Here is an 8,037-nt window from a genome sequence, read left to right on the forward strand (position 1 = left end):
GAACGTGCAGTTCCTGTACGCCCCGGACGGCACCCCGCTGTGGGTCTCCGACGTCGAGCCCGGCTCCACGCCCGACATCACCGCCGCACGCATCCACGCACTGCCCGCCCTCTATGATCTAGTTGGTGTTCCGAAGGGTTGCGAAGCCGGACCGGACGTACACCACCCGGCTTCCCACCTCGGCTCCTTGCCCCCGAAGTGGGAAGCCAAATCGGTCAGAGTGAAATTACCGTCGGAGTCCCGGCCCGGCCCTTCCCCCGCGCTGCGGTGGTTACCAGCGCATGCCGAGTGCGTCGAGTTCGGCCCGCCGTTCCTCGGTCAACTTCCCGGCGCGGCGGCGGGCGTTGTCCACGAACTGGCCTAGCTTGACCTCGGTCACGGCCCCGTCAGACTCAGTGAGCTCTTTCAAAGTGGCCACCGATCGGATGACGTCTCAAACGACTGCTCTCCGCGGCACACTACAAGCGGCCCTGCTTGTGGCCCGGTCAACGTTTCGCGACAGCGTCACCCGTTCGAGCCTCGGCTGAAAGGGCTCAGTGAGCTGCTCCACGTGCTTGCGGGGCGCCTGGAGGCTCCCCTCGCGGGCGTGGAACTGCCGCGCCGCCCGAAAAGTTCACCGCCCACTTGTCAGCCTGCGTACGAGGCGCCTGCGGCCTCGCCGAAGGGTCCGCCGGGCCGAGGTGGAGCATGTTCTCCAGCATCCAAGCCTGAGCGGGCAGCAGAGCGTCCCAGCCCAGGCGCTGCGGCTGGACCCACGCCCCGAGGTCCTCGCCCTGGACGCTGACCTCGCCGGGCACGACCGGGAGCGGCCGGCCGTCCTCGATGAGCCGACGGCACAGCCGGTAGGAGCGCTGCCACACCACGGGCCAGGAGGGGCACCAGGACGGGTCGATGGCCTCCAGCGCGTCCCGCCGTTCCTCGGACAGGGCGCCTGCGGTAGAGCCGACGGGCAGCCCTGTCTCGCGCCGTTGCGCGATGGTGTCGGCGAGGAGTCCACCGGTGGGAATGCTCGGGGACAGTCTCGACAAGGCCGTGCAGGGCGCGTTCACCCGCGCGATCCCGAAGTCCGCCCCGGCGCAGATGCGTTACCTGGTTAAACAACTCAAGGGCACCAAGGCAGTTGCCCAGTTGCTCGGGATCTCGCAGCGGACCGTGGAACGCTACGTGAAAGACCAGATCAAACGGCCCCGCGCCGACCTCGCCGCCCGGATAGAGCGCGAGGTACGCCAGCGCTGGCAGCCGCAGGTCCGGGCCCGAGCCAAGCAGGCCGCGGCCACCACCGGCGGCATCGTCATCGACACCCGCGCCCGCTTCGGCTTCACCGCCGCCCCCGGCTCCACCGACGACGCCCGCATCCGCCTGATCACCCAAGCCCTTCCCCCGGAGTATGCGGCCCGCCTTTTCGAAGCCCAGGACGCCGGCGCGAGTGAGCAGCAGCAGCTGCGCGCGATCGCGGCCGAGGGCCTGCAGGAGATCTACTTCCGCGACCGCGGCCGCCGCGCCGCCAGCCTGGAGGTGGAGTTCACCGACATCGACTACATCGACTTCGAGCTGTAGCAGCGGGTGGAATGCTTGGCCAATGATCGCCGACCGCCGTTCACTCGGTACCGGGCCAAGGCCAGCCCTGCCGTCCAAGGTCGCCCTGCCGCGCAGCCTTACCGCCGCCGAGGTCGCTGCCGTCCTGGGCGAGCAGGCCAGCGCGGCACCGGACTTCGCGGTGGGACTGCGCCGGCGGCTGGGCCCCGGGCCGCAGGGGACGCAGCCCGCGGCCCGGGAGTGACCCGTGAAGTGAAGCTGGGAGCGAGGACGCAGCCCCGCGGCTCAGCCGCCGGCGCAGTCCCAAGGTGCGGGCAGGCAGGAGTTCCTCGCGGTGTTCTGGCCGCTGCCGGAGAGCGATGGCACCTTGCCGGCGCGGAGCGACTGGAGGGGCCGTGCCGCCCTTGCTGCAGGCCGGAGAGGCTCCGTTTGACAATGGGCATTTCAACTGTCTGGGTACATTCAGGCCATGGAGACACGGAACGGCACTCTCTGGCTGACCGCTGACGAACAGTACAGCTGGCGTATCCACTTGGAGGTCGGCAAGCTGCTGACCCACCGGCTCGATCGCGAGCTGCGGCCGTTCGGTCTCAGGTACAGCGACTATGAGGTCCTGGCCCATCTTTCGGAGTCTGCCGGGCGCCGGATGCGGATGAGCGACCTGGTCCGTGCCACCCTGCATTACAAGAGCCGGGTGTCCCAGCAGGTCAGCCGTTTGGAGAGTGCTGGCCTGGTCTGCCGTGAGATATGCGAGTCCGACCGGCGCGCGCTGTATGTCGTGCTCACCGAGCAGGGCTGGAAGACCCTGCGCACGGTTGCCCCGCACCATGTCGCGGCCGTCCGGGAGCACTTCATCGACCTGCTTCCGGACGAGCTCCCCGCCGCCCTCTGCAAGGCCCTCACCCCGGTGGCAGAGCACCTGCGTGCGGTGCGCGGCAAGGCCTGACCGGGCACCGCACGCCCCCGTGACGCAGCCAGTTCCGGGTGCGGCAGGGCAGACCACCCCCGCGGCGGATTCCGGCCGCACCCGGAGAGCGTTGACACTACCGGGTCGGGTGACAGCGAGCCATGATCCGCTCACAGTGTGGTATGGCTGGCGGTCTGGTGGAGCCCGCCTGGCCAGTGCCGGGGGGCGGGGAACCTGCGCGTGGCCAGACGGGCTGTGGCGGTCCCTGGCCCTGCCGGAGCACGTCCTGGACGGAAAATCCAGGTGGGGTCGTATCCCCAGGGTGCGCCCGCGTCGGGCTCGGGGCACGCTGGTGGAGCGAGTCGTGTGGTGGTCCAGGTGCCTGCGATGAGCGGTGGCCGGCGCGTCCGACCGAATCGGCCCTGGAGGTCGGCCGGCCCCACTTCCGGGGCCATGGGCGTCCTGGCCAGGCCATAGACAGGCCCGTCGCTTCGCCGCGGCGGGGCCTGTCAGGCGAGAGGGCTTCGGCAGGGACGGAGACCTCGGAACTCAGGTTGCTTGCCACCAGGGGGGTGCACAAGCCGCGCGCCCCATACGAGTGATGGGCGGGCGGCCGCGCCAGACAAGGGCTGAGGGAACGGTCCAGGGCTCGTGGCGTGCGCCTGTGCCAGGCCCGGGAGACGCTGATGGCGTGAACGAGCGCCGGGTGATCGTGATGCCGCCGTCGCCGGGCGGCGGACGGCGTGTCCGGGTCGAGGGCGAGATCCTTGGCGTGGCGTACAACCTCCGGGACTTCCTGGAATTCGTACGGCGCGCCGGCCTGGATCCCGACATGGTCAACGTCGTAGACGAGGACCTCATCGAGTGGCGTGGCGGAGGCCCCGACGAACCCCAACGAGCACTTGCCATCCTGGGCATCACCAAACGATCCGGACACCTGCGGAACTTGATCAAGCCCTGCTTCAGCACGGGATGAATTTAGCGGCAAAACGTTGGGTAGTGTAATTTGAGCGCCACGGAAATGGCACCAGGGCGCAAGCCGTGGAGATGCGCGTGGATGTCGAATTGTATACGCCATTGACGCAAAGCTTCGCGTCATGAGACCACTTCAGAGCCACAACGCAAGACCATCCCATCTAACTTTACGTAACCGCTTCCAGGACTTTTGTCATGAATTGCGACACGTTGCGTCCGTGCGTTGTCACCAACTTCAGAACGCGACAAGGAATTTGCGAGACCTTTGATTGGGCAGCGGACTGATGCACCTGACCGTTTCGTTAACAACATGTTGCGATCTCGGTCCCGTCCTTTACGAGAGCCTGACCAGTCTGGTGCTCTGACAGCACGCTACCGCTAGGTGCTTGGAGAGTAGAATGGCCAGAAAGACCCTTGCTGGTATTTTCACGCTAACCGTCGCAGCGTCATTTACAATGGCAGCGTGCGATAGCTCCGTTAACAGCGTGACTAGAATTGACGAAAAGTCACTCGCCATCGGTTTTCAGGGACCCCTTTCAGGAAAGAATAGCGCAGTAGGCTTCAGCGAGCTCAGCGGCTTGCAGATGGCTGCCGATGAGGCAAACATCCGAGGCAACCTCCCGTTCACTGTGACAGTCACGGAGTCAGACGATCAAGGCCTTCCGGGTGAATCGGCAGCTGCCGCACAACGGCTTGTGAGCGATAAATCGGTGAAAGCTGTAATCGGCCCGTCTTTCTCCGGGCCGGCTAAGGCTGCAGGTCAGATTTATGCGAACTCGAAGCTTGTTACGGTCACACCTTCCGCAACAAGTCCAGAGCTAACTAAGCTAGGGTTTACGTCGTTTCTGAGAGGAGTTTCGAATGACAGGGTACAGGGTCTAGGTATAGCCAGGTTCCTGGAAGGGCATGCTGGCGTGAACAAGGTATTCGTTATTAACGATGGAAGTGAATACGGCGTTGGACTCGCATCCACAGCAGTCCAATATCTAAAGAGAGCCGGCATAACTACCGTTACGGAAAAAATTCTTTCCGGCACCCTGGACTATGGTAGCGCAGCGACCACCATTAAAAACTCGAGAGCAAATGCACTGATCTACGCCGGATATTACGCAGACCTTGCACCTTTTGCGCGGAAACTGAAAGATGTAGGATATAAGGGAATCGGCATATCGGGGGACGGGTCCAACCATTCGACATTTATCCCATTGGCTGGCGAAGCCTCTCAGGGCTGGTACTTTACGTGTCCATGCATCGACTCAAGCAAGAATGCCAAAGCCAAAGCTTTCAACAAGGCATACCGGGATAAGTTCGGCACTCCTCCCGCCGCCTACGCCGTAGAGGCCTATGACATTGCCAAAATGATCATACAGGAATTCTCGAATCTCGGCACGAACGTTTCGCGTGCGCAGATTCTGGCCAACCTCAAGAAGGTCAAATATAGCGGCCTTAGTAAGCGATTTTCTTTCGACGATTCTGGCGAGCTAGAATCGGACAGAATTGGCCTGTATCGGGTAGAGGGTAGCGAAATAAACTATTTGGGGGTTGTGAAGTAATTATCCGGGACCCCTGTAACCTGGCTTATCATGCATAACGCTCCATCCTCCGCGCTTCGGAAGGACTCCCCTTACGAGCTGTCCCATGTCCCGAACCGCGAAGCGGCGGGCGCCGGGCGAGGTGTTGATGGCAGAGAACGCACCTGTCTTGGAGTGCGTCGGGGAGGCTTGATCGCCTTGGGGCGGCACCGGCACCTGCCCCGTGAAGCCGGGGGTGACCGGTTGAGAGATGGACTGCATCAGACCGACTGGGCCGTGCTACCTGGTCTTGGCGCGTGTACGACCTGCGCGCACCTCATCGCGCGGGCGCGCTCGGGGCGTGGGGGCCCCGACGTGTGGTGAACGACGAAGGCCAGCGCGCGTGACACCAGCTGTACAGCGTCAAGCTGAACGGAGGAGCTGCCACTGTCACGGAAGTGAAAGATCGCACTTGTCCTCGGAGGCGGTGATAGCGGCCAGATTCTCTGCCTTCTGCTTGTCTGTCAGGCGCTTGGTTCTTGGCGGTGTTCGGGCTGGGCTGGAAAGCGCTTTGACGGGCACTCGGCTGCTGGCCGACCGCGAACGCGGTCGTGGAACCGATAGTGAGGACTGTCAGTGCAGCCGTGCCCGTGCCCAATAGCAGGCATCAGGGTGGACCGGCTTGTTGTCGGCATAGGAGTTCCTGTCTCGTTTACTTGCTTGCCACGTTGGGCCGGACCGCTCGGCTGGCAAGCAGAGGGATGATGAAGTGGACGCGAGCGAGTTGCGATGGGCTCTCTCGCGGGGCCACAGAGCATGGGTGCATCTTGTCCGACGCATCGCAAAGATTGCGCGCTCTTTCGCGCCTTGCTGGAATGGATGCGCGGGCAAGAGAGCGTTTGAGGTGATGCTGATGTGTCTTATTCCGGACTCCCCTTGAGTGCTTCGTGACGTAGATCACATCTATCGGTTCGTTTTGGCGTTGTTCTTCTACGCAATCCTGGCTCAGCGGCTCTATACTCGGGCGTGAATTTTCGGGTAAAGGCTGTACCTGCCGAGGGAGCGACCATCAGCCCGGTCCTTCGCAACTTCAGCTGACCTCGAGAGTGAGTGTCGTTGGTGGACAACAGCAGTGGTGTCGGCGTTCTCGACAAGGCGGCTTTGGTGCTCAGCGCGCTGGAGTCCGGCCCCGCCACCCTGGCCGGTCTCGTGGGCGCCACGGGTCTCCCTCGTCCCACTGCGTATCGTCTTGCGGTCGCTTTGGAGTACCACCGGATGGTGGCGCGTGACTTGCAGGGGCGCTTCATCCTCGGTCCGCGGCTGTCCAAGCTGGCCGCCGCGGCGGGCGAGGACCGCCTGCTGGCCACGGCCGGGCCGGTGCTGACGCATTTGCGCGACATGACCGGCGAGAGCGCCCAGCTCTACCGCCGCCAGGGCGACATGCGCATCTGCGTGGCCGCCGCCGAGCGGCTGTCCGGACTCCGGGACACCGCTCCGGTCGGCTCCACGCTGCCGCGGTATCCATTTTGGGCCCAATCGAGCGACTCACCCGTCGCCCCGGGCGCATGCACTCCCAAGCCGTCGTTGACGCGGCGGACCGCTTGTCCGAACACTGCGCTACATAGGAAGCAGTGCCGATCCCGCCGCTGCGATCTCTCGGGCAGTGATGTTGAGAGACAGTTGATCGTTGCTGTGTTGCTGCTACTCAATGAGCTCTTTCAAAGTGGCCACCGATCGGATGACGTCTCAAACGACTGCTCTCCGCGGCACACTACAAGCGGCCCTGCTTGTGGCCCGGTCAACGTTCGCGACAGCGTCACCCGTTCGAGCCTCGGCTGAAAGGGCTCAATGGCTGTTTTCGCGAGGTGGGGCCACTGTCGCGGAGGTGAGAGATCTGGCTCGGGCGACTGTAAGGGGGCGTTATCGAGCAGGTGAACCTGCTGTCGTGGGCGCGAGAGATCGCACCCGTGGGCGTCACCCCCGCGTGCCGGCCCGTGATCAGCGGACCGGTGGGCTGCCCAAACCCGGGGGGTGGGGCCGCTGGTTACGGCCCCACCTGGTTCGCACTCGCGTCGATGATGTCAGCGCAGGCCGAAGGCCCGGGTGATCGTCTGGGACACGGTGTTGCCCGCGTTGTCCCGGGCGGTGACCCGGAGCGTGGCGAAGCCTGCGGACTTCGGGGCGTGCAGGCCCGTCAGCCAGCCGCTGCCGCTGCGGTCCAGGCCGACGCGCTGCCAGGTCTTCCCGTTGTCGTAGGAGACCTCGAGTGAGGGCTTCCCGATGGCGGCGGTCGTACCGGGCAGGTGCGAGGCGGTCACCGTCAGCTTGGCGTGCCGGTCGGCCCGGCCCGCCTTGTCGGTGTCCACGCTGTAGTCGAGCTGGATCAGCGGCAAGGACTCCGCCGACTCGCTGCCGGTGGCCGCGGAGGTGAAGTTCCACTCGGTCAGCGTGTGCGTCGAGTACGGGTGGGTCCATTCCGCGCGGTCGTTGTCGACGACCAGCCGGTAGGGCAGCCGCTCTGGGGCGAGTCCGGTGATCGGCAGGTACTCGGCGTTGCCCCAGTTGAGCTGCCGGTCGCCCTGGTAGAGCGACATCCAGTCCTTGACCTTGTAGTTGGCGTACGCCTCGCCGACGTGGCCCGAGCCCGAGTCACCCCAACCGGGGGCTGGGATGTAGACGGTGTCGAGGTAGCGCACCGGCTGGTAGCCGATGGGGCCCATCCGGGGGCGCTGGATCGGCCCGAACCAGCTGACCTCGCCCTTCCGACCAGCCGGGTACCGCAGGGGTTCCATCGCGTGCTGCCCCGTCTCGCCCTGGATGAACGCGTCGTCCAGCCAGGTCGTGCCGACGGTCACCCAGTCGGTGCGGTCGCCCTGGGCGGGAGCGGTGAGCTGGTTGCCGACCACCCAGCCCCGCCACACGTCGGGCCGGAACTCCAGCGCCTTGCCCTGCCGGTAGTTCCGGAACGAGACGTCCACCCGGCCCAGGTCCCCGGTCTTCTCACGCCACGTCGGGTCCGCCGGGACGGCGCCGGTCCAGTGGTGCACCACGTCGTAGAGGTAGTCGGTGGTGGGGTTCGAGGTGACCTTCAGCTTGACCGGGCCGTGC

7 protein-coding genes and 2 pseudogenes are annotated in these 8,037 nt (G+C 65.0%); 6 read left to right on the top strand and 3 right to left on the bottom strand.

Annotation, left to right across the window (positions count from 1 at the left end; translation table 11 throughout):
• Positions 1-271 precede the first annotated feature (271 nt).
• On the bottom strand, positions 272-418 hold the full coding sequence (locus PV350_RS41855) for a helicase associated domain-containing protein (protein ID WP_500338637.1): 147 nt from the start codon (positions 416-418) through the stop codon (positions 272-274).
• A 115-nt stretch (positions 419-533) separates the two neighbouring features.
• Positions 534-1,028: a hypothetical protein gene (locus PV350_RS41860; RefSeq protein WP_500338638.1), complete on the bottom strand. Its 495-nt coding sequence runs from the start codon at positions 1,026-1,028 to the stop codon at positions 534-536.
• Here PV350_RS41860 and tpg point away from each other — a divergent pair.
• The 6 genes and pseudogenes from tpg to PV350_RS41890 all read left to right on the top strand — a co-directional run bounded on the left by tpg (position 1,006) and on the right by PV350_RS41890 (position 6,554).
• Positions 1,006-1,557 (top strand): telomere-protecting terminal protein Tpg, encoded by a 552-nt coding sequence (tpg, locus tag PV350_RS41865; protein WP_500338639.1) that lies wholly within the window; start codon positions 1,006-1,008, stop codon positions 1,555-1,557. The genes PV350_RS41860 and tpg overlap by 23 nt on opposite strands.
• 22 nt (positions 1,558-1,579) lie before the next feature.
• Positions 1,580-1,780: a hypothetical protein gene (locus PV350_RS41870; protein ID WP_500338641.1), complete on the top strand. Its 201-nt coding sequence runs from the start codon at positions 1,580-1,582 to the stop codon at positions 1,778-1,780.
• Between the two features lie 225 nt (positions 1,781-2,005).
• Entirely contained in the window at positions 2,006-2,482 is a 477-nt protein-coding gene (locus PV350_RS41875; protein ID WP_500338642.1) for a MarR family winged helix-turn-helix transcriptional regulator, read from the top strand.
• 676 nt (positions 2,483-3,158) lie between these two features.
• Complete coding sequence (locus PV350_RS41880; RefSeq protein WP_500338645.1) at positions 3,159-3,419, top strand: hypothetical protein; 261 nt, start codon at positions 3,159-3,161, stop codon at positions 3,417-3,419.
• A 397-nt stretch (positions 3,420-3,816) separates the two neighbouring features.
• The gene (locus PV350_RS41885) at positions 3,817-4,971 is read left to right on the top strand and encodes a branched-chain amino acid ABC transporter substrate-binding protein (RefSeq protein ID WP_500338644.1); all 1,155 of its coding nucleotides are present in this window, start codon (positions 3,817-3,819) and stop codon (positions 4,969-4,971) included.
• Between the two features lie 1,077 nt (positions 4,972-6,048).
• Positions 6,049-6,554 (top strand): annotated as a pseudogene (locus PV350_RS41890) (helix-turn-helix domain-containing protein).
• A gap of 456 nt (positions 6,555-7,010) precedes the next feature.
• Here PV350_RS41890 and PV350_RS41895 read toward each other — a convergent pair.
• Positions 7,011-8,037: pseudogene (locus PV350_RS41895) on the bottom strand (serine protease); the annotation flags it as partial.

The sequence above is a fragment of the Streptomyces sp. PA03-6a genome (assembly GCF_033792765.1).
Classification (GTDB): domain Bacteria; phylum Actinomycetota; class Actinomycetes; order Streptomycetales; family Streptomycetaceae; genus Actinacidiphila.